This window comes from Flagellimonas ulvae (genome assembly GCF_049333175.1).
Classification (GTDB): Bacteria; Bacteroidota; Bacteroidia; order Flavobacteriales; family Flavobacteriaceae; genus Flagellimonas.
On the sequence record NZ_CP186325.1, the window covers coordinates 1,463,000 to 1,484,159 of the forward strand.

Annotated in this window: 19 protein-coding genes and 1 pseudogene; 6 read left to right on the forward strand and 14 right to left on the reverse strand. The window is 38.4% G+C overall.

Annotated elements, in window-relative coordinates:
• Positions 1-44 precede the first annotated feature (44 nt).
• A complete protein-coding gene (locus ACOKFD_RS06745; protein WP_422860534.1) occupies positions 45-758 on the forward strand; it encodes a DUF4197 domain-containing protein in 714 nt (237 codons plus the stop codon).
• A gap of 356 nt (positions 759-1,114) precedes the next feature.
• On the forward strand, positions 1,115-2,641 hold the full coding sequence (locus tag ACOKFD_RS06750; RefSeq protein WP_422860535.1) for a helix-turn-helix domain-containing protein: 1,527 nt from the start codon (positions 1,115-1,117) through the stop codon (positions 2,639-2,641).
• A 166-nt stretch (positions 2,642-2,807) separates the two neighbouring features.
• Here the strand turns inward: ACOKFD_RS06750 and ACOKFD_RS06755 are convergent, their stop codons facing one another.
• A complete protein-coding gene (locus ACOKFD_RS06755) occupies positions 2,808-3,311 on the reverse strand; it encodes a hypothetical protein (RefSeq protein ID WP_422860536.1) in 504 nt (167 codons plus the stop codon).
• Positions 3,312-3,318: 7 nt separating this feature from the next.
• Positions 3,319-4,101 carry an alpha/beta fold hydrolase gene (locus tag ACOKFD_RS06760; RefSeq protein ID WP_298999665.1) on the reverse strand — a complete coding sequence of 261 codons (783 nt, stop codon included), beginning with the start codon at positions 4,099-4,101 and terminating at the stop codon, positions 3,319-3,321.
• A 176-nt stretch (positions 4,102-4,277) separates the two neighbouring features.
• Here ACOKFD_RS06760 and ACOKFD_RS06765 point away from each other — a divergent pair, with 176 nt between their 5' ends.
• On the forward strand, positions 4,278-4,475 hold the full coding sequence (locus tag ACOKFD_RS06765; RefSeq protein ID WP_298999667.1) for a hypothetical protein: 198 nt from the start codon (positions 4,278-4,280) through the stop codon (positions 4,473-4,475).
• A 10-nt stretch (positions 4,476-4,485) separates the two neighbouring features.
• On the opposite strand, the gene pyrF is transcribed toward ACOKFD_RS06765, so the two are convergent.
• From pyrF to ACOKFD_RS06810, 9 genes and pseudogenes are all read right to left on the reverse strand, one after another.
• A complete protein-coding gene (pyrF, locus tag ACOKFD_RS06770) occupies positions 4,486-5,301 on the reverse strand; it encodes an orotidine-5'-phosphate decarboxylase (RefSeq protein ID WP_422860537.1) in 816 nt (271 codons plus the stop codon).
• Complete coding sequence (prfA, locus tag ACOKFD_RS06775) at positions 5,302-6,378, reverse strand: peptide chain release factor 1 (RefSeq protein WP_422860538.1); 1,077 nt, start codon at positions 6,376-6,378, stop codon at positions 5,302-5,304.
• A gap of 67 nt (positions 6,379-6,445) precedes the next feature.
• On the reverse strand, positions 6,446-7,735 hold the full coding sequence (locus tag ACOKFD_RS06780) for a DUF3570 domain-containing protein (protein ID WP_422860539.1): 1,290 nt from the start codon (positions 7,733-7,735) through the stop codon (positions 6,446-6,448).
• 6 nt (positions 7,736-7,741) lie between these two features.
• Positions 7,742-7,952: pseudogene (locus ACOKFD_RS06785) on the reverse strand (DUF4266 domain-containing protein).
• A gap of 10 nt (positions 7,953-7,962) precedes the next feature.
• Positions 7,963-8,964, reverse strand: coding sequence for an FAD:protein FMN transferase (locus tag ACOKFD_RS06790; RefSeq protein ID WP_422860540.1), 1,002 nt, complete (start codon positions 8,962-8,964; stop codon positions 7,963-7,965).
• Positions 8,961-9,398, reverse strand: a complete 438-nt coding sequence (locus ACOKFD_RS06795) for a thioredoxin family protein (protein WP_422860541.1) — start codon at positions 9,396-9,398, stop codon at positions 8,961-8,963. The genes ACOKFD_RS06790 and ACOKFD_RS06795 overlap by 4 nt, the downstream gene beginning before the upstream one ends.
• Position 9,399: 1 nt before the next feature.
• Positions 9,400-9,867: a ubiquinol-cytochrome c reductase iron-sulfur subunit gene (locus ACOKFD_RS06800; protein WP_422860542.1), complete on the reverse strand. Its 468-nt coding sequence runs from the start codon at positions 9,865-9,867 to the stop codon at positions 9,400-9,402.
• Positions 9,868-9,921: 54 nt separating this feature from the next.
• Positions 9,922-11,100 (reverse strand): AIR synthase related protein, encoded by a 1,179-nt coding sequence (locus ACOKFD_RS06805; RefSeq protein ID WP_422860543.1) that lies wholly within the window; start codon positions 11,098-11,100, stop codon positions 9,922-9,924.
• 55 nt (positions 11,101-11,155) lie between these two features.
• Positions 11,156-13,333, reverse strand: coding sequence for a glutamine synthetase III (locus tag ACOKFD_RS06810; protein WP_422860544.1), 2,178 nt, complete (start codon positions 13,331-13,333; stop codon positions 11,156-11,158).
• Positions 13,334-13,547: 214 nt separating this feature from the next.
• On the opposite strand from ACOKFD_RS06810, the gene ACOKFD_RS06815 reads away from it, so the two are divergent.
• Positions 13,548-14,558 (forward strand): glutamine synthetase beta-grasp domain-containing protein, encoded by a 1,011-nt coding sequence (locus ACOKFD_RS06815; RefSeq protein WP_422860545.1) that lies wholly within the window; start codon positions 13,548-13,550, stop codon positions 14,556-14,558.
• 59 nt (positions 14,559-14,617) lie between these two features.
• Here the strand turns inward: ACOKFD_RS06815 and ACOKFD_RS06820 are convergent, their stop codons facing one another.
• Together ACOKFD_RS06820 and ACOKFD_RS06825 are read right to left on the reverse strand one after the other, a co-directional pair.
• Positions 14,618-16,216: a carboxypeptidase-like regulatory domain-containing protein gene (locus ACOKFD_RS06820; RefSeq protein ID WP_422860546.1), complete on the reverse strand. Its 1,599-nt coding sequence runs from the start codon at positions 16,214-16,216 to the stop codon at positions 14,618-14,620.
• Between the two features lie 12 nt (positions 16,217-16,228).
• Positions 16,229-17,167 (reverse strand): calcium/sodium antiporter, encoded by a 939-nt coding sequence (locus ACOKFD_RS06825; protein ID WP_422860547.1) that lies wholly within the window; start codon positions 17,165-17,167, stop codon positions 16,229-16,231.
• A 150-nt stretch (positions 17,168-17,317) separates the two neighbouring features.
• On the opposite strand from ACOKFD_RS06825, the gene ACOKFD_RS06830 reads away from it, so the two are divergent.
• Positions 17,318-17,677: a BlaI/MecI/CopY family transcriptional regulator gene (locus tag ACOKFD_RS06830; protein ID WP_422860548.1), complete on the forward strand. Its 360-nt coding sequence runs from the start codon at positions 17,318-17,320 to the stop codon at positions 17,675-17,677.
• A complete protein-coding gene (locus ACOKFD_RS06835; RefSeq protein WP_422860549.1) occupies positions 17,674-19,623 on the forward strand; it encodes a peptidoglycan DD-metalloendopeptidase family protein in 1,950 nt (649 codons plus the stop codon). The genes ACOKFD_RS06830 and ACOKFD_RS06835 overlap by 4 nt, the downstream gene beginning before the upstream one ends.
• Before the next feature lie 67 nt (positions 19,624-19,690).
• Here the strand turns inward: ACOKFD_RS06835 and ACOKFD_RS06840 are convergent, their stop codons facing one another.
• Entirely contained in the window at positions 19,691-20,998 is a 1,308-nt protein-coding gene (locus ACOKFD_RS06840) for a hypothetical protein (protein WP_422860550.1), read from the reverse strand.
• Positions 20,999-21,160 lie beyond the last annotated feature (162 nt).

The window sequence follows — 21,160 nt, forward strand, 5'->3', positions numbered from 1 at the left end:
TCCTTAGAAGATGTACTTTGAGGAAAATTTTAAAAATTGTCTCCATGAAACGTATAGTTCTATGTTTACTCTTAATTTTTGTAACATCTGCCTGCACAGAACTTCAACAGGTCGTAAATCAACTACCACAGGGAACAACGGGAATTGGCAATGCGGAAATTGCTCAGGGATTGCGAGCTGCTCTTGATCAGGGCATAGACAAACAGGTAAAAAAGCTGTCGTTAAAGGACGGTTTCTTCAAAAATGAATTGGTTAGAATCTTATTGCCAGATGAGTTGAAGAAAGTGGATAAAACTTTACGGGACGTAGGCTTAGGCAACTTAGCTGATGAAGGTTTACGTATTCTCAATAGAGCTGCTGAAGATGCTGTTGGTGAAGCAACACCGATATTTGTAGATGCTGTAAAAGGAATCACCTTTGGTGATGCCAAACAGATACTCCTGGGGTCCGATAATGCAGCAACCCAATATTTGGAACAATCTACGAGTTCCCAACTTTATAACAAATTCGAACCAAAGATTGAAGCATCCTTTAAAAAAGTTGGTGCGGATAAGATTTGGAATTCATTGATAACCAAATATAATGCCCTTCCCTTAACATCAGATGTAAATCCTAACCTTACAGAATACGTTACCCAAGAAGCCTTGGAAGGAGTATACACCATGATAGCGGTTGAAGAAAAAGAAATTCGCACTAAGCTGTCTTCCCGAACCACCGATTTATTGAAGAAAGTCTTTGCCTTGCAAGACAGTCAATAATTATTCTTATACACACAATATCAACGAAATACCTCCGTTATAGTTATATCAGAGCAAAGGAATTATAACAAAATCCTAAAGTTAAATTAACCTTTGCAAGCTGGTTAAAAAGGAATTTTGTAACCAATTATCTGAGTTAGCATTTTTTTGAGTTAGTTAGTTTTAACCGGTGTTCGCACCGGTTTTTTATTTCAAGTATTTGTTTTTCAACAGATTGCATTCAGTCTAAAAATTCTTTCCAAGCACTTTTTCAAGAAGTAAATTATTATCGGCAATTACGGTATTTAGGACATTTTTAACATTTTCAGCTTGTTAAATAAGTAACTTGAAGACAAGCTAATTCAATCAATCAAAAAATGGGGAGGCCAATAATCATATTTGTCCTGTCGTTGTCTGCAATTTTCGGATATGCCAATCATACTCCTTTAAAGGAGAAAACCTTGGCATCATCCATTCTCTCCTATCAAGATTCTATAAAATGGGCCGATTATTTTTACAATATACAACGGTATAAGAAAGCAATACATCTTTACAGGAAGAATTTAGAGAATCCAAACGTTCCGAAAACTCGAATTCTTAAACGTCTGGCATTGAGTCAAGCCGGAATGGGAAATTCTTCGAAATCCGTCGAGAACATCAATAAGTACTTGCAATTGGAGTTCCATCCAAATTTCTTATTGAACGAAGGGTTTGACCCAATTCGGGAATCAAATGAGTTTAAACGAATAGAACAGCGTGTTATTCCCAGAGTCACAACATGGTCTGTAATTTATCTTTTTGTAGCGATTATCGGATTTTACGTGGTACTTCTCATCACTCTGAATAAACAGATTCATTCTGTATCAAGAATACTCATTGGGAGCTTCATTTTCATCCACTCCTTTTTTATACTTCATATTAGTATTAATGCCGCTCATTATTTCTTTGAATATCCCCACACGTATTTAATGTCTACGTGGGGTACTTTTTTGTATGGCCCTTTGCTCTATTTCTACATTAAGAGAACCTCTCAAAAATATGTTTTCAAACTACAGGACATGCTGCATTTGGTTCCAACAATTATTCTTTTTGTTTACCTGATTACGGAGGTTTACTATATGCCCGCTCAGAGCAAAATTGTTTTGATGCTTTCCCGAATGCAAAATGGATTAGGGCCTCAAGATTCCAATCGACTTATCGTAATTGTAGTATTGAAAATCATATCATTGACCGTGTATGGTCTATTTATAGCAAAGGCCTATAATAAAGGTAAAAAAGAAAAGTTACTGAATTCAAAAAGTCTCAAATGGCAGAAAAACCTTTATGTAATCCATATTCTGTACGTATTGACCTATACCGCCTACGGTATTGTAATAATAAATGGGTATGCCAATGGTTGGTTATACGATGTTTCTACCGCCAGCATGGCCCTTATGGTGCTTTATGTGGGGTATTCCGCTAACATTCAACCTGACGTTTTCAACGGCGCCTATTCTTATAATACCAATAAACTCTTTCCCAAGTATGAAAAATCTGGATTGACTCCCAGTTTGTCTCTGGAATTAAAGGAGAGCCTTGTGCATCTTTTCGCAGTAGAAAAGGTTTATAAGGAAAATACCATTAATCTTGATATGGTAGCCGATAGACTGAACACAACACGACATAATGCCTCTCAGGTTATCAATGAGCACTTTCATGTTAGTTTTCATGAATTTGTTAATATCTACAGGATAAAGGAGGCAAAAGAACTTCTTACCTGTGATGACAACAAAAGATTGAACATTATAAACGTAGCTTATGAAGTTGGCTACAACAACAAAGTTACATTCAATAAAGCCTTTAAGAAAGATACCAACCTAACACCCTCGCAATATCAAAAAACAGTTGCTGAATCTACTTCGTAAAGGTAAGTATTGTACGGGTATGGTAATGGTTTATAAGGATTGGTGCAACGCTTGGAGCAATGGGTTATTTTTATTTCAAGAAAAACAGCCCACCATATTCTTCACAAACTGCTTTGTCTCAAGAATGGGGTTTTTGAATTAGTCAGCAAAATATCCTTGGGCTGTTTTATCTTCTTCGGTACAATCCATCAAAAAGAACAGATATTACTTTATCTCCTTCGAGTAATTCCCAAAGTTGCCGAACCGTACCATCTTCATTCTTGAACCATGTAACCTTATTTTTCAACATTTTCCCATCCCTTAAGAACTTTTCGGAAGACATAACCATTTTATCGCCTTCCCTATTTCCCCTTAGTTTTAAAAACACACCCGAGTTATCCACCCATGTTTGTTCCCATTGCTGACTGGTCTGGTTATAAAAATTGATACTTGTACCGGTGTATCCTTGTTTAGCGCTTGTCCAATTTTCACGAAGCACACAGCCATTTTCTTCTTTTACTATACTATTCTCACCAGCAGGAGAACCATTGGCATTGGTCACTGTCCATTCTCCTATCCAAAAATCAAAGGCAGAATGATTTTCGGAACAACAAGCACAGGAATCCGAATTTTGAGCAATTGCACACTGAAAAAGTAACAGGGCAAGAATAAAAAAGAAAGTTTTCATCATAAAAGGCTTATGATGCAGTATATAAATAATCAATTACTCTTTGGTTAAATATCAACGGCTGTTCCACGTTTACCACATGTCCGCAATTTTCAACCACGAACAAACTGGATTCTTTATGGGTTTTGACCACTTTTTCTATGGTGGGCAAAAAGAGATAATCTTCCCCTCCCATAATATAAAAAGTAGGTATCCGAATATCAGCTCCCCTAAAAAACCGAAGCAAGGGGTTAATCTCTGATGTCAACTTGAACCACCTTATAAATTCCTTTTGGTATAATTTTTTGGCCTCTCTTACAAAAAGCGAACGTGATTCCCTATGATTTTTGTTGGGCATAATAATAAAAGCAAAAAACTTATATAACCATAGGTAGGGTACCACTGATTTAAAAATGACACCCAGACGCATAAGTACTTGAGACCTAAAATTCAATTTCATTATTGCTCCGCCCATCACCATGCTTTTAACCCTGTCAGGGTAGTTTTCAGCTAGATTCCGAATCAATATTGTACCTAAGGAAATTCCTATGAAGTGGGACTTTTCTATTTTTTCATAATCAATGACCTCAACAATGTCCTCAGTAATCGAATCAAAAGTATATCGGTCATTGAAAGCATCCTTTAGATTGGGTTTTGAATTGCCATGGCCACGTAAATCCAATAGAAGCACATTGAAGTGTTTTTTAAAATCCCTTACCTGCTTATACCATATAGTAGAACTACCACCAGCGCCATGCACGAAGGTCACCCATTCTTTGGAAGTTTCATGAATATATTTAGTGTAGTGTAGCACAGCTGTTTTGCTTAAAAGTACGTTAATTTTTTTCGAAGAAAATGCAAATACTTCTCAATCTAGGGCATTTGTTGTTAAATATTAGATAAAGTACCTGATTTATAGGTGTATACACTATAGAGCACTCATCCAAAAAAGCAATTTCAACGTATCTTTGATATAACAAATCTTTAGTCATGCATAATCAGTATTGTAAAGTTGGTACGGTAACTCCAATAACAAGTGGAAACCACGCTGTCAATGTTTTAAGGTTCAGATATCAAAGCTTTTTAGAAAAGGCTTCAGATGCCTCTTACATTAACACCAACTTAGGTGAATTCTTTAATCGCAAAGCCCAAGAACTCAAAAAGGTACTTGAGAATCTGTCTTCTTAATCCAAGGGTATTATCCCTTTAAATATTTTTCCATCTCCTTTTGAAGCTTCAAGGCTTCTTTTCGCGCACTTTGGTCAAATACTTCATCTTTAGATGCGTAAAGTATACCTCTTGATGAATTAATCAACAATCCAATTTGGTCGTTCATTCCATATTTACAGACCTCTTCCAAACTTCCCCCCTGTGCACCAACACCTGGAACAAGAAAAAAGCTGTTGGGCACTATTTCTCTAATTTCCGCTAAATATGAAGATTTTGTAGCTCCAATAACGTACATGAGGTTTTGCGAATTCCTGTATTTGCTCGATGTCAAAATAACTTCTTTATAAAGCTCTTTGTTTTCAAATGTTCTAGTTTGAAAATCAAAAGCTCCTTCATTGGAAGTTAAAGCCAGAAGAATGGTGTGTTTATCTTCAAACATCAAAAAAGGCTCTACAGAATCCTTGCCCATATATGGAGCAACGGTAATGGAATCAAAGTTTAAGGTTTCAAAAAAAGCTTTGGCATATCGTGTAGAAGTATTCCCTATATCTCCTCTTTTGGCATCAGCAATGGTAAATATCTCTGGGTAGTTTTCATTGAGATAGGCCATTGTTTTTTCCAATGCTTGCCAACCTTGCAGTCCGTAAGCCTCATAAAAGGCAATATTGGGCTTATAGGCAACACATAAATCATGTGTAGCATCAATAATGGCTTTGTTGAATGAAAAAATAGGGTCTTCCTCTTCCAATAAATGCGGAGGAATCTTGTCCAAATCCGTATCCAGTCCGATACAGAGGAAAGATTTTTTCTGTTTGATTTGATCTACTAAAAATTCCGTGGTCATTTAGAATATCTCTGAGGCCTCTTTCAGTTTTTCAGTGTTTTCTACCAACATCAACTCATCTATTATCTTCTGTACATCACCGTTGATGATGTTTTGTAAATCGTAGAGTGTAAGCCCTATTCTATGGTCAGTAACCCTGCCTTGAGGGTAGTTGTATGTTCTAATCTTGGCAGAACGGTCTCCACTGCTTACCTGTGAATTACGCTTGGCAGCATCTTCTTCCTGTTTTTTGGCCAATTCCAAATCGTACAGCCTGGAACGCAACACTTTAAAAGCCTTCTCCTTGTTTTTATGTTGTGATTTTTGGTCCTGACATTGCGCCACCAATCCTGTGGGAACGTGAGTAAGTCGTACTGCGGAGTAGGTTGTATTCACGGATTGCCCTCCCGGCCCTGAAGAACAGAAATAATCAATCCGGACATCTTTGGGGTCTATTTGCACATCAAAGTCCTCTGCTTCTGGAATGACCATTACCGTAGCGGCACTGGTATGCACCCTACCTTGGGTTTCCGTTTGAGGTACACGCTGTACACGGTGCACTCCTGCTTCGAACTTTAAGGTACCGTACACATCTTCACCAGAAACTTCAAAGTGGATTTCTTTATATCCCCCGCTGGTTCCCTCATTCAAATCTATAATATTGGTTTTCCAACCTTTGGATTCACAATATTTTGAATACATGCGGTACAAATCTCCGGCAAAAATACTGGCTTCATCCCCTCCAGTCCCCGCTCGTATTTCCATCACCACGTCCTTTTCATCCTCTGGGTCTTTTGGAATTAAGAGAAACTTTATATCCTCTTCAAGTTTGGGTAAAGCCGACTTTGCTTCATCCATCTGCATTTTGGCCATTTCAACCATTTCTGCATCGCTACCATCGGCAATAATTTCTTCGGCCTCTGTTATATTGTTGGTCAACTCCACATACTGTTTGCGTTTATCCACCAATATTTTGAGGTCTTTGTATTCTTTGTTGAGCTTTACATATCTCTTTTGGTCAGATATGATATCTGGTTGAATAATCAAATCCGAAACCTCATCAAAACGTTGCTTAACAATATTCAGTTTATCGAGCATAAATCAATCTTCGTTGAAGGCACGAAGTTACAATTTTTGATGGGATTGTTTTCTGCTGAAGTAACGCTTAGTTCCCTACAAAAGTGGTCCCCAAGGTAATGATGGATGCGGTAAGACCATTACTTCTATCGTATTGGTTAAATCGTACATCTATACTTTTCAATCCAAAACTAAGAATCTGGGCGTTACCCAATATGTCCTTGTACTGAACTCCTATTCCATATTGATGTGCGTCGTAATCCGACAAATCAAAATCCGAAGTATAAAACTCAAAGGTGGACTGTGCCACTTCTTTGGGAAAGAAATAATCTGCTGAAGTTTGCGTGTAGTACCGATAGTTGGGATATATCGTAAACTTATCAGACAACTTAATCGGTGTTTCAACACTAGCTGTATGCGAAACTATGCCCCAATCATCCCAATAAAAGCGATAATACGAACGAAGCACGATAAAATCATTCAAATAATAATTGAGCCTCCCTCCCAAAGGTAATTTCAATCTGTTACCGGGAAGTTGTTCGACATCATCTGCCAGTTGGAAGTCATCAATGAAAAAATCTTCAATATCACCAAAATACACCCGTTGAAAAGGCGTACTCAAAAGACCGTTTTGAGAAACCACATCAGCAAAAAGAGCCCCTTGCAAACGTTTGCCCAATATTTGCGAAAAATTGAATGAAACTGAATACGAATTTCGGTTTTCACTATCAAATTCAGTAAATGATGGATTGTATGTTCCATTCCCTTCTATCCTATCATCAAAAAAGCCGCTGCGAAGTTCAATTGGGTAAATGGCTTGCCATTTATCCAGAAATACCCTGGCCGAAACTGTTAACTCAGTATTCTTTTGATTAAACAATCGGGTATAACTGCCTCCAAAACCAACCGAAACATAGTCGTATTCATTGGAAAAATATCCATTGATACTCCAAATTGAATTTCTATCGGCTGAGCTATGTTGATAGGTTGGATTGATATAAACGAGCTGGTCTCTTCTTGACTCTCCAGATGAAGCATCGAAAGGGGTTACATTCAAATTAGTGCCATCCAAGGGGTTCACATTGCTTGATGAAGCTGATGTGTACGCAGAAAGTCCAACATCTACAGTTAAAATATCATTTTCGTTCATGGGTAGGCGCAATACCACAGTTGATGTAGCATCGGTGAGCTCTTCCGTTCCTTCACCACCGGTTACCGCTGCGTTGTTTCCGTCTTGGGAATAATAACTGAAGAGAAAATCAATCTCACTGCTTTCCAGAACTCTTTTGGTATAGGTAGCGTCAGTCTGTTGAGCCGAAACCCATCCCGAACACAGGAATAGTAGAACCCAGATTACAGTTTTTGGAGTCAATTCCATGTTTGTTTAGTTACACCCGCAACCGCCGCCGGTTTTACCTCCATTGGCACCAGCCGATGCTTCCCGAATATATTTGAAAATTGGTTTCAAAACGCTCCATCGCTTTAGCGCCCAGTTGCATTTCTGCATCATTCACGTAAATCATGTCATACTCCCTTACAGCAACGCAAGAGCTTGAGAGAACAAAAGCCACCAATAATACAAATAGAAATCGCATATTCTTAAAGTTATTGATTTTGTTCGAAAACTACTCCAGAACTTTTGTGGATTTTATTTTCGGAATCGACCACAACTGCCTCCACGCCGTCCAGTTGATTAATCATATGCAGGCCCGTATCCCTCCCCATTACAAAAACCGCTGTAGCTAATGCATCACAGAGTTCGACCTTTTTTGCAAAAATGGAAACACTATTTACTCCAGAAGTAGGATATCCCGTTCTTGGGTCTATAATGTGCGAGTATTTTTTACCTTGAAAGACAACATATTTCTCATAATTGCCCGATGTAGCCACCGAAGATTCCACTACAGGTAACCAACTAAACACTTTTGATTTATCCAAAGGATTGGAAATGCCTACCATCCAATTTCCACCATCTGCTTTGGTCCCCCAAGTAGTTAAATCACCTGAAGCATTAATAATGCCCGCTTTTACTTGTTTGGAAACAAGAAGTTCCTTGGCTTTATCGGCAGCATATCCTTTACCTATTGCTCCAAAACCAATTTTCATACCCACTTGGGTAAGAAAAACCGTTTGGTTTTCGTTATCCAGCTTAATTCTATCATATCCAATCTTGGCAACAGACCGTGTAATTTCCTCATGGCTTGGCATCCTGTTCATGCTTCCATCAAACCGCCATACTTTATCCGCAGAAGCATAGGTAATGTCGAAGGCACCATCCGTTATTTCGGATACTCGAACAGCACGGTCTACTAAACTAAAAAGCTCTTTTGATACCTTAACCGGTTTAATTCCTGCGTTTCGATTGATAAGGGAAGTTTCTGAATTCTCATCCCAGGAGGAAATCAACTTCTCAACACGTTTGATTTCTGAGACGGCTTCATCAATATTAATGTAGCCAATATCCTCGTTTGGGGCCACCACGGTTATTTCAAAACGGGTACCCATCAATTCCAAGGTCTTTTTTACAGAAACATCAGTATTCTCTTGGGCCATACCCCCGAAAAGCGACAGAAAAAAACTGACTAGGAGTATGTTGGAAAGTTTCATTTTAGGTAACCATTAAAAAGGTCTAAGTATTTTTCCGGGGATTTTCTCTTATCAAATCCAGTCTTTCCCAAGATAGATTCATTTTTGTCCAATACCACTACCAGCGGAAAATAACCCTTTGGGTTATACTTTTCTGCAAGACCCTTATTGGCATTTAACTTCTCTTCGGTAAGCAGGTTTTTCTTTTTTCTTGGAAAATCTGCGTTGTACAACACGTAGTTATTAGCTGCAAAACCAGCAAAAGTTTCAGATTCCAAGATTTTCTTCTTGAAGCGAATACAAGGTCCACACCAATCCGAACCTGAAAAAACAAGAACTATGGGCTTATCTTCAGTATTGGCTTTGTTCAATGCATTCGTATAACTATCCTCCCATACCTGGGCTTTGGCAGCAAGTCCTAGAAGTAAGCATATCAAGAAAACTACTTTTTTCATTTTAGGCCATTAACGTTTCAAATACTCGTAACGTGTTGTCATCCACCTGTTCCGTATTGAACACTCTTAGTGGATTGGATGTAACGGAATTTAGAGGTGTCCCATCTTGGTCAAATCGAGAACCGTGGGTAGAACATCTGAAGATGCCCCCGTCTTCAGAGATAAAACGTACCTCCTCGGTCTGTTGATGACTACATATTTGACTAGCTGCAATCAATTCACCTTGAAGGTTGCGAGCCACCACAATATCGGTATAGCCCAAACTTGGGTTCGAACTGACTAAAATGAAACCTCCGTTAGTAGTCAAAGGGGTAGCTTCTGCTGAAGTTAAATCAACCGTAAAATCAACACCATCTGGTTCGGGAAATTGCTCTAAATCTTCTGAATTGGAACATCCATTTAAGCAGGGAAAAGTCAAGGCAAAGGCCGCACCCGCACCAAGACTTCGTAAAAAATCTTTTCTTTCCATAGCGTAATTAAAGGGGTTACTGTTAAAGAACGTGGAATTTGGGCAAATCGTATGCTAATATTCAAACCTACCAAAAGGACTTTCAATCGTCAACTTTTTACTATCCGATCCTTCTACCCTACCAATAATTTGTGCTTCCACGCTGAATTCTTTGGAAATTGTTATTATGTGCTCTGCAACTGCAGGTTCGACATATAATTCCATGCGGTGTCCACAATTAAAAACTTGGTACATTTCTTTCCAATCTGTGCCTGATTGCTCCTGAATTAGTTTGAACAAAGGAGGAATTGGAAACAGGTTGTCCTTAACCACATGTAAATCATCAATAAAATGAAGGATTTTGGTTTGTGCTCCCCCACTGCAGTGCACCATCCCGTGAATTTGGGTATTGGAGTACTGGTCCAGTATTTTTTTGATAATAGGCGCATAGGTTCGGGTTGGTGAAAGCACCAATTTACCTGCATCCAAAGGTGAATCAGGAACTGCATCCGTCAAACTTGTTTTTCCAGAGTACACGAGCTCTTCTGGGACTTTGGCATCAAAACTCTCAGGATATTCTTTAGCCAAATATTTTGAAAAAACATCGTGTCGTGCTGATGTGAGACCATTGCTCCCCATTCCACCATTATATTCAGTCTCGTAGCTTGCTTTTCCATAAGAGGCCAATCCAACTATAACATCCCCAGCTTGAATGTTGGCATTGTCAATGACATCTTCTCGTTTCATTCTAGCAACTACGGTAGAATCCACTATTATGGTCCTTACCAAATCACCTACATCCGCTGTTTCACCACCTGTGGAATGAATAGAAATTCCATGTTCGCCCAAATCGAATATTAATTCTTCTGTGCCATTTATAATTGCTGAAATGACTTCGCCTGGAATCAAATTCTTGTTTCTTCCAATGGTTGAGGAAAGCATAATATTGCCAGTAGCACCCACACATAGTAAATCATCAATATTCATGATTAGGGCATCCTGTGCAATTCCTTTCCAAACGGAAATATCCCCCGTCTCCTTCCAATACATATAGGCCAAAGAAGACTTCGTTCCCGCACCATCTGCATGCATGACCATACAATATTCTGAATCACCTGTTAGATAATCAGGAACTATTTTACAAAATGCCTTGGGAAACAATCCCTTGTCAATATTTTTTATGGCGTTGTGCACATCTTCTTTGGATGCAGAAACACCACGTAGATTGTATCGCTTGCTATTTTCTGAAGACATAAATCAGGTTTGGGCAAAAATAAATGAAACGGAAGTAAATGCTGACTTAATTCCGTTATTTGGTAAACAATAATTCTGAGTATTTCGCGAAGGGCCATAAATCATCGGCTATCAACTTTTCAAGCATATCCGATTGTTCTCTAATAGACTCGAAATACGGTTTAACGTTGATACAATAGGCTTGCGCTTTTCGACCAATTGTTGAAAGCGAATTAGCTCTTTTTCTGGCAGTGGTCATGTCTTCGGTTATTTTTCGAATATCGGCGATATGGTTACCCATTTGTTCTAATATATTCAATTGGGTCTCGGCCACTTTTTTATGAGCGGCTCCATAGACTTCCTTAAGCCCCTTAATATTTTCCAACAATTCATTTTGATATCGGATGGCCGCTGGTATTATATAATTGTACACCATTTCTCCCAAGACCCTACCTTCTATTTGCAGCTGAAGAACATAAGTCTCCAATTCCACTTCCTGATGGGCCTTGAGCTCAACTTCGCTCATCACATCCATGTCTTTGAACAAGGTAATACTGGTCTTGTCCGTAAGAATCTGTACCGCTTCGGGGGTGTTCTGATTGTTGCTCAATTTTCTTCGTTTGGCCTCTTCCTGCCACTCTCTTCCATAACCGTCACCATCAAAACGAATGCGCTTGGAAGTTTTGATATACTCTCGAAGCACATTGAAGACAGCTTCATCTTTTTTCAGGTTCTTCTTATTGATCAATGCATCAACTTCCTTCTTAAAATCAGTGAGCTGTTTGGCGACAATGGTATTCAAAATGGTCATGGGCTTGGCACAATTGGTCTTAGCCCCTACGCCACGCATCTCAAATTTATTACCCGTAAAGGCAAAAGGTGATGTACGGTTTCTATCTGTGTTGTCCAACAGGATTTCTGGAATCTTTCCTACCACATTCAGTTTAAGCTCCGTTTTTTCTTGGGGTGAGAGTTTTCCTTTGGAAACACCTTCCAGTTCATCCAGAACATCAGTTAATTGTTTTCCGACAAATATGGATAAAATGGATGGTGGCGCTTCGTTACCTCCCAATCGGTAGTCATTGCTTGCCGAAGCAATTGAGGAACACAACAGCTCTTCATAAGTATTTACAGCCTTGATGGTATTCACGAAAAAGGTTAAAAACTGAAGATTCTTCATTGGCGTGGTGCCCGGACTCAGTAGATTAACCCCCGTATCCGTGGCCAAAGACCAGTTATTGTGCTTTCCAGAACCATTGACTCCTGCAAAGGGTTTTTCATGAAAAAGAACCATGAAACCATGGCGGTCCGCCATTTCTTCCATAACATCCATCAAAAGTAGATTGTGGTCTACAGATAAATTGGCTTCTTCATGAACAGGTGCCAACTCAAATTGATTTGGCGCCACTTCGTTGTGTCTTGTTTTTACGGGTATGCCTAGTTTGGTACATTCCTTTTCCAAATCGCTCATAAAACCCAAAGCTCTGTTTGGAATCACCCCAAAATAGTGGTCATCCAATTGTTGGCCTTTAGGAGCTCTACTTCCCACCAATGTTCTCCCCGCCATTACAATGTCTAGTCGGGACTGCCCCAAAGCTTTGTCCAACAAAAAATACTCCTGCTCCCAACCCAGGGTAGCGTAGACCTTTCTCACGTTTTTATCAAAATATTGTGCAACTGCTGTAGCCGCTTCATCTACTGCATGCAATGCTCTTAACAAAGGCGCCTTATTGTCCAAAGCTTCACCTGTATATGCCACAAAAATGGTGGGTATACATAGAGTCGTTTTATAAATAAACGCGGGTGAAGTTGGATCCCAAGCAGTATACCCTCTAGCTTCAAAAGTATTTCGTATCCCGCCGCTAGGAAAGCTTGAGGCATCTGGTTCTTGTTGCACCAATTGTCTTCCTCCAAACTTTTCCATGGCTCGTCCATCATCCATAATATCGAAAAACGCATCGTGCTTTTCAGCAGTTGAACCTGTTAAGGGTTGAAACCAATGCGTATAATGTGTAGCGCCCATGGACATGGCCCAAGCCTTCATCCCTTCTGCGACTTGGTCGGCTATTTTACGATCTATTTTTGTTCCTTGAAAAATTGCAGACTCCACCTTTCCCATAGCTTCCGATGTCAAAAACTGACGCATTTTTTCCTCGTTGAACACATTCTTGCCAAAAAGTTCAGAACGTTTACCAGTTTCTTCTACTGATTTATAGTGTCGTTGACGGCTCTCTGCCAAAGCATCAAATCTCATTATGGTCTAAATTGTTTAAACAGCAAAGCTACAATTAACAATTTAATAATAAATGGCAAAAAAATTACTTTTTTCTCAATCAACCCTTTACAAAACAGGGGTAACATAAAATATTTGTCTCACTTTGTTAATTTACCCCTTTAAAAGAAATATTATTCAAGGAAAAATATATTTTTGTCAATCATAAATTTGAGAACAAATAACTACCGGAATTATGAGCAAATCTAAATTAGAGTACATCTGGTTGGACGGTTATACCCCCACAGCCAATATGAGAAGTAAAACAAAAATTGAAAAAGACTTCAGTGGAAAACTAGAAGACTGCCCGATGTGGTCTTTTGATGGGAGTTCAACACAACAAGCCGAAGGTGGTTCTTCTGACTGCCTGCTAAAACCCGTGGCGATTTATCCTGATCCAGCACGTATCAATGGCTATTTGGTCATGTCAGAGGTTTTAAATTCTGACGGTACTCCGCATGTCTCCAATTCCAGAGCAACTATCGACGATGAAAACGATGATTTCTGGTTTGGGTTTGAACAGGAGTATTTCATTATGGATACGGAAACGGATTTACCACTAGGATTCCCGAGAGGTGGCTTCCCTGGTCCACAAGGTATGTATTACTGTTCTGTTGGAGGAAGATTTACCCATGGAAGGGATTTGGTGGAACGTCATGCTGATATGTGCTTGGAAGCTGGTTTGAACTTTGAGGGAATTAATCAAGAAGTAGCTTCTGGACAGTGGGAATTTCAAATCTTTGCCAAAGGTGCGAAAAGTGCTGGAGATCAAATTTGGGCAGCACGTTATATGCTTGATAGATTGACCGAAGAGTATGGGTTTTATATTGATTATCATCCTAAACCTATCAAAGGGGATTGGAATGGTTCCGGCATGCACGCCAACTTCTCCAACTCCGTTTTGAGAACTGCCGGAAACAAAGAAACTTATGAGAAGATTTGTGAAGCATTTAGACCAGTAACCAAGGAACATATTGCTGTGTATGGTGAGTTCAACGATGAACGTTTGACCGGGGACCACGAAACCCAATCCATCAATGAATTCAGTTACGGAGTTTCTGATAGAGGAGCATCTATCCGTATTCCAATTGCAACAGTGGAGAGTGGATGGAAGGGATGGTTGGAAGATCGAAGGCCAGCCTCTAACGCTGATCCTTACAAGGTCGCTGCCAGAATCATCAAGACTGTAAAGTCGGCAGACATATAGAAATAGATAGATTAGTTGTTGATTATAATTAATTACCGCCTCAACCATTGAGGCGGTTTTTATTGTCTTGATTTTAAGGGGGTATTCATCCAATAGTTGTCAAAGTCGGTGGGCTTTGTAACGGGTTGGTCTTCAAAAATTGGTTTAGTCTTATTCATAAAGGTATTCTTGTCTTTTGGAGGCTCTTTGCTAGCATTTATCCGCTGAACAAAAAACTCTCTGAATTGCTGAAAGTCGCGATGCTTATTTTTCCCCAGTTCATACTTAAGACCTCTATCCCTTATATTTAAAACTTTAGTTTTCAAATGTTTATTAGACCCATCTGGATTTTTCTTCTTGCTGGAAAGCAAAACCGACATATTTTTAAGGGTTTCAGCATCAAAATCAGGAAAAAGACGAACCGCGTTATCAAACACGACCACTTCATTGAATTTGACTTTTTTCCCTTTAAAAGTCCAATCATAGTTATTTAAATCACCGGCAGAGGATGTATCTATATATTTATTGAATCTTACCTCAAAACATTGACAAGTACCTAACCATCTAATCGCATCCACTTCAAATTCCGGTGGTTCAATAAGCATAAAATCGTTGTGGAAAGAAATATAATTCAGATACATTTTTCCATCATCTGCTCTTTGATACTCTGTTATGATTTCAAAAAAAAGTTTCTGGTCCTTTTCTTTTTTATTTCTTCTTTTTGAGCGCAAACCAAAATTCTCATATACGGTATACTTCAATTTATGTATGGCAAAATCTTGCTTCGAAATGTATAAAAGCCCCGAAACCTTATACCCAAAGAACGTTTTGTTCATACGAATTGTATAAAGTTCTTCCTCATCTATGTAGGTATCCTCAAGCTTTCTAAAGAAGTGGTTTTTGATTAAATCGGTTTCGAGTTGGTTCACAAAATCATAAGAGTCTATTTTGTAGTTCCGAATAGCATCATGCACCCTTAGTATTACAAATTCGTTTCCTCCATAATCAAATAAGTAGGCATTGTTTATAATTTTCATGTAATTCTCGTCGTCACCATATTTGTTATCGGATATAGTATCCCTCTTAAAATCGAAATTTTGCTTCTTATCATAAATCTGAACCTTAGTATTGAGATTGTCCAATTTTTGAAAACCTAAATCGAAAACTTCAAGAATCGCTTCATTTAAATTGACATATTTTCGTTCGCTAAATTGGTAATCACGATAATACCCTATAACCGAAGAAGGGTGTCGAGGAAATTTTTTTGGTATTGCCTGAATAGCTTTTCTAACTATACTTTTAGCACTCAAAGGACCTCTTCTTTTCTGCTTTTTGCTAAGAACGACTTCTTTTAATTTAATTACGCCTGGCGTTAGCTTTATGATGTTAAGTTCATCTTGGGACAGGTCAAGCATTGCAATGCGTTTTCTTTCATATCCCATACTTGAGACAATCAAAGTATCACCTTCATCCTTGAACTTCAATGGTAATCTGAATCCGCCGTCTTGATTTGAAATAACCCCCAGTGCTTTTCCCTCAATCCGAATGGTTGCAAATACTACAGGTTTACTTGTATTTGAGTCCAGTAATTGACCTTGGATAAAATCATTTTGCCCCCAAATGGCATGTACACAAAAGAAGGTAAAACTTAGAAAAAAATGTTTGACAGAGATGGGCAATTGTCATGCGTTTTAACTTACTGTAAGATAAACAAATAACACGTAACAAAGCAAGAGTATAACGCCATCTCGCCAACCTAAACGAAGACCTTTTGGAAAAAAGACCAAGGGTAGGATTAAAAAGGAAATTCCCAACATCCAGAAAATATCATTGGTCACTAAACCTTGGTCCAAAACAGTAATAGGAGTGATTATGGAAGTAATTCCCAAAACTGCCAATAGATTAAAAATATTGGAACCCAATAAATTGCCCAACGAAATGGCCTTTTCTTTTTTGATTACCGCAATAACTGAAGCAGCTAATTCTGGAATGCTTGTCCCAATGGATACGACTGTAATTCCAATCACCCTATCACTTACCCCCAAAGTGGAAGCCATGCCCACTGCACCATCAATCAATAATTCCGAACCACCCCACAAGGCCGTACCACCCAAACCTAAGAACAATGCTATCTTGTATAAGGGCAAAGGAATGTCATCTTCAGGCATTTCATCCACGACGGCACTCTTTTGAAATCGGAGTAGATAAACCAAAAACAAGAATAGGAATACCACCATTATGATTCCTTCGTAACGTTGTAGTTGTCCATCGAAATAGATAAAACCTACAAAAAGTACCGATGCTACCATCATTACCGGCCAATCTGTGGTATAGAAGCTCTTCCGGACGTTAATACTTCCTAAAATTACCGTAATAGCAAGGACCAGTCCTAAATTGGCAATATTTGAACCTACAACATTTCCTAAAGCCAAATCTGGAAAACCATCAAGGGCCGCCTTAATACTCACTATCAACTCAGGAGCGGAAGTTGCGAAAGATACCACCGTCATCCCGATAACAATTTTTGGAATGGATAACCGCAGTGAAAGAGCCACTGCAGCTTTTAGCAACCAGTTGCCCCCCAAAATCAGTAAAAAAAGTCCCAGTAGTATAAAAAGTAGGTTTCCCAAATCCTGAATTTGATACAAAGATAGACCAAGTATTCATCAAAAAATACAGCCCAAAGGAAAAAGAAAAACTATCAGTATAGTTAAATAACTATAAAAATAGTTGTGCAACTAAAAAAATAGGAGTATGTTTGAATATCAATTTCAAAGGATATGCAAAAATTGACCAATAAGGAAGAGGAAATCATGAAAATCCTCTGGAAATTAAAGAAAGCTTTTGTCAAGGAGGTAATGGCAGATATGAAAGACAGCAAACCTCATTACAACACGCTTTCAACAATTATTAGAAACCTTGAGGAAAAAGGTTTTGTTGGCCATGAGGTTTTTGGTAACACACATAGGTACTATCCCATTATTAGTAAGGAAGATTACAGAAAGACTTTTGTAAACGCCACAATTGCCGATTATTATGGAAACTCGTACAAAAGCTTGGTCTCCTTTTTCGCTAAAGAAGAAAAAATATCGGTAGAAGAATTGAAAGAAATCATAAAATTTATTGAAAACGAAAAATGATGGAAAGCTTTTTTACACTCCTTCTTAAATCATCTTTGATTCTTCTGTTGTTTTTGATTTCCTACCGTTTCTTTTTGAGAAGAGAGACCTTTTTTACCAGTAACCGGATGTTCCTAATTATTGGATTGACCGCATCATTAATAGTACCTTTTATCACAATTACCAAAACCACTTATGTTCCAAGAGCGACCATGTCATATGGTAGCAATATTGCCCCATCCGAAATTGTTGCCCAACTTGATACTGAAACATCATTCAACTGGCTCTTTCCGGTATTGGTGATTTATCTTATGGGAGTGCTGTATTTTAGTTTGAAGTTGCTATTTCAAATTCGAACCATTCAAAAAATCAAAAAAAATGGAAATATCCACACAGAAGATAGTTGCTATCATGTAAAAACCTATTCCAACATATCTCCATTCTCATTTTTTAAACACATTTTTTACAATCCAAGACAATATGACCAGAAAGAATTGAATACTATTATCAATCATGAAAAGGTACATGTTCATCAATTACACTCCTTGGATATTCTTTTTACCGAAATTATTCTGATTCTTCAATGGTTTAATCCAGTGATATGGTTCTACAAAAATGCATTGAAACAAAACCTGGAGTACATAGCCGATTTGAAAGCTTGTAATTCTCTTCAAAACAAAAAGGAGTATCAATATTTAATGCTAAAGCAGGCAACTGGAAATCAAGATATAACTATCGCAAATCCCTTTTTTAATTCAATCATCAAAAAACGAATAGTCATGTTAAATCAAAGTAAATCGAAACGAATCAATCTTCTAAAACTACTTCTTGTTCTACCGCTACTTGGTCTCTTTTTAGTAGGTTTCAATACTAAAGAAACCGTTGAGTTCAGTGATACCACTACCAATGGCGTGTCCATCTACGAACCGCCTATCTCATTTATAAGTCCCATTAAAGCCAAGGATATCAAAAAGGTATCATCCAGTTTTGGCCCTGCCCGAAATCCGTTTACAAAAGATATGGATTTTCATAATGGAATCGATTTAGTCGCAGAAAGCGGAAAAAACGTTTTAGCAAGCGCTGATGGAAAGGTTGAACTAAGTGCCACAGGTTCAAAAAATGGAAATTATATTGTAATCAAACACAAAGATTCTTACAGCACCAAATACCTTCATTTAAAAGACAGGACGGTAGAAGCCGGTGACAAGGTCTCCAAAGGACAGATTATCGGTCATGTAGGCAGTACCGGAAAGTCCACAGGAACACATCTACATTTTGAAGTACTTCAGTTTAAAAAGCCGCTGAACCCGGAAAGTTTAATCCCTTTTAAAACAGCTGCAAGTCAAAGTAACATCAAAAAAACAGGTTCCAATCAGCTTTCTCAAATCGAAAAGGATTTTGAGTTTATTATTGATAAAAAAACTTCGAATGCAGAGTTTTCCGAAAAGAAAGCATATTTGGCTAAAAACGGTATTGATTTCTCTTACACCTTAGTTCGCAATGAATCCGAAGAAATTATTGACTTATCTTTTCATATTTCTGGAGAAGGAATACAGGGTAAAACCTTCAATAATCATTATAGCACGTCAGATGATAAGGGAATATCTCCCTTAACGGTCTTTATTAATAAAGAACGTAACAAAGTTTTTATTGGATCAAAGAATTATCAAAGTTCAAAAAATACATCCATCGGCTCTAATAGCAACCGAGTTTGGCTTAGTTCTGACGATAGCAATGATATTAAAGTAATTACTGAAGATGATGGTTTTTTCTTCATAGATACAGATGGAGATAAAGCTCCCCTATACATTATTGATGAAAAAGAATCAACTCAAAAAGCTGTAAGAAACCTTTCTCCTAATGAAATTGAATCCATTAACGTGCTAAAAGACGAAGCTGCGAGAAAAAAATATGGTAAAGCGGCTAAGAATGGCGTGGTAGAAATCACTACGAAAGATGAAAAATAGTTGAATTTAGATTTGTCTTAATGAAGTAACCCGGCCAATGACCGGGTTATTTTATGTGTTGAGCATTTTATTTTGACTCTTCCTCCCCTATTTTCTGTAAAAACTCAATATCTTCTTCCACAGTAAGTAAAAGTAAACTTGTAGCCGTACAAAAGACGGGGCTGGTAATACAATGATGTCCATTCCAGCTTCCATCTTCATTTTGGATTTTTAAAATTCGTCCGCTCATATTATCATACCAGTTTTTCCAGTCCTCATCCTTGCTCACCAGTAAAGATTCTCCAGTTTGTAAATAACTTAAGAACTCTTCTCCCCCATTGTTTCCAAAACCACTTAGCACCTCATCCTTTTGCGCTACTTCTTTAGCAGATTCGTATACTTTATAGGCAGTGCCATATTTTTGAGCTTCTCCTTCTGCATAACCTATTTCCGAAAGGGTCTCAGCATTTATTTCTGCATCCTCCGCTATTTTACCTTCCGCTTTTGCTTTGTTAACATCTGCTCTGACCTTACGTGCTTCCTTAGCACTTGCCCTAACGCTACCGCTCACGGAATACAGCATAATCCCTGCGCCGTCATCCGTCTTTACAGACCCATCTTCCTCATTGTAATTGTCTTTCTGGTATTTTTTGGATTTTTCCAAAACCTCCTTATCCACTTGTACACCGGCCGCTTGAGCAGATTCCAAAGCGCTATTGGCCATTCCACTTTGTAATACACCTGCCCAACCTGCACCTCTTTGTCTTCCATTTTCATCTGTTCCTTCCTCAATTCTGCCAATACAAACATCCAGACAACGTACAACTCTTTTACGGTCCATGCCTTCTAAATCTCTTTCCAGAAGATTGGAAAGGAATTGGGCAGCCAAAACAGCATCTATGTTTTGGCCTAGCTTGGTCTGTATCTGGGTATTTCTCACCTCAGTAATATATTTACCGTCTGCTTTGTTGCTTTCAATGGTTTCCAGTAAAAAATACATCGCCTTTTTTAAGTTATCTGCATGGATTCCCCTATTTAAAGTAGTACCACTGCGAAGTAAAGCCATTCCCACCATCGCAGTGGTTGCAGGGTCTGCTTTTACAGCATGGGGGTCCCTAACATGTTGTGCAGCGTGACTTCCTGCACCATAACCCCCATTGGGCAATTGCGCTTTTGAAAGCCAGTCTAAGCCGTCACGAACAGCCAGTTGTGTGTTCTCATCTGATTTATACCGATTAAATCCATTGGATGATTGTTCACCCATAACCGTCATAAATACACAACCTTTCTCAGGTTGTATAGTTCTTTTAGGCTTTGAAGCCGTCAATGTTGCGTAAAGTAAAATCCCAATCCCCGCAATAACAGGAAAGAATAGGAAATGCATTTTAGATTTCATCTTGAGTAGATTTTAAATTTTAGCTGAAAGTAAATCGCTAAACCCTCTTTTAAAACAGGCATTGAGTTAAGCCTGTTTATGGGTTAGTGAAAACATATTTTCATCAAGTAAAGGCTTAAAATCTGAACTGTTTTTTTTTAACTCCAGAAACAAAAACACCTA

Coding starts and splice junctions, on each gene's coding strand:
- ACOKFD_RS06745 (WP_422860534.1), top strand. CDS start 45: ATGAAACGTATAGTTCTATGTTTACTCTTAATTTTTGTAACATCTGCC.
- ACOKFD_RS06750 (WP_422860535.1), top strand. CDS start 1,115: ATGGGGAGGCCAATAATCATATTTGTCCTGTCGTTGTCTGCAATTTTC.
- ACOKFD_RS06755 (WP_422860536.1), bottom strand. CDS start 3,311: ATGATGAAAACTTTCTTTTTTATTCTTGCCCTGTTACTTTTTCAGTGT.
- ACOKFD_RS06765 (WP_298999667.1), top strand. CDS start 4,278: ATGCATAATCAGTATTGTAAAGTTGGTACGGTAACTCCAATAACAAGT.
- pyrF (WP_422860537.1), bottom strand. CDS start 5,301: ATGACCACGGAATTTTTAGTAGATCAAATCAAACAGAAAAAATCTTTC.
- prfA (WP_422860538.1), bottom strand. CDS start 6,378: ATGCTCGATAAACTGAATATTGTTAAGCAACGTTTTGATGAGGTTTCG.
- ACOKFD_RS06780 (WP_422860539.1), bottom strand. CDS start 7,735: ATGGAATTGACTCCAAAAACTGTAATCTGGGTTCTACTATTCCTGTGT.
- ACOKFD_RS06790 (WP_422860540.1), bottom strand. CDS start 8,964: ATGAAACTTTCCAACATACTCCTAGTCAGTTTTTTTCTGTCGCTTTTC.
- ACOKFD_RS06795 (WP_422860541.1), bottom strand. CDS start 9,398: ATGAAAAAAGTAGTTTTCTTGATATGCTTACTTCTAGGACTTGCTGCC.
- ACOKFD_RS06800 (WP_422860542.1), bottom strand. CDS start 9,867: ATGGAAAGAAAAGATTTTTTACGAAGTCTTGGTGCGGGTGCGGCCTTT.
- ACOKFD_RS06805 (WP_422860543.1), bottom strand. CDS start 11,100: ATGTCTTCAGAAAATAGCAAGCGATACAATCTACGTGGTGTTTCTGCA.
- ACOKFD_RS06810 (WP_422860544.1), bottom strand. CDS start 13,333: ATGAGATTTGATGCTTTGGCAGAGAGCCGTCAACGACACTATAAATCA.
- ACOKFD_RS06815 (WP_422860545.1), top strand. CDS start 13,548: ATGAGCAAATCTAAATTAGAGTACATCTGGTTGGACGGTTATACCCCC.
- ACOKFD_RS06830 (WP_422860548.1), top strand. CDS start 17,318: ATGCAAAAATTGACCAATAAGGAAGAGGAAATCATGAAAATCCTCTGG.
- ACOKFD_RS06835 (WP_422860549.1), top strand. CDS start 17,674: ATGATGGAAAGCTTTTTTACACTCCTTCTTAAATCATCTTTGATTCTT.
- ACOKFD_RS06840 (WP_422860550.1), bottom strand. CDS start 20,998: ATGAAATCTAAAATGCATTTCCTATTCTTTCCTGTTATTGCGGGGATT.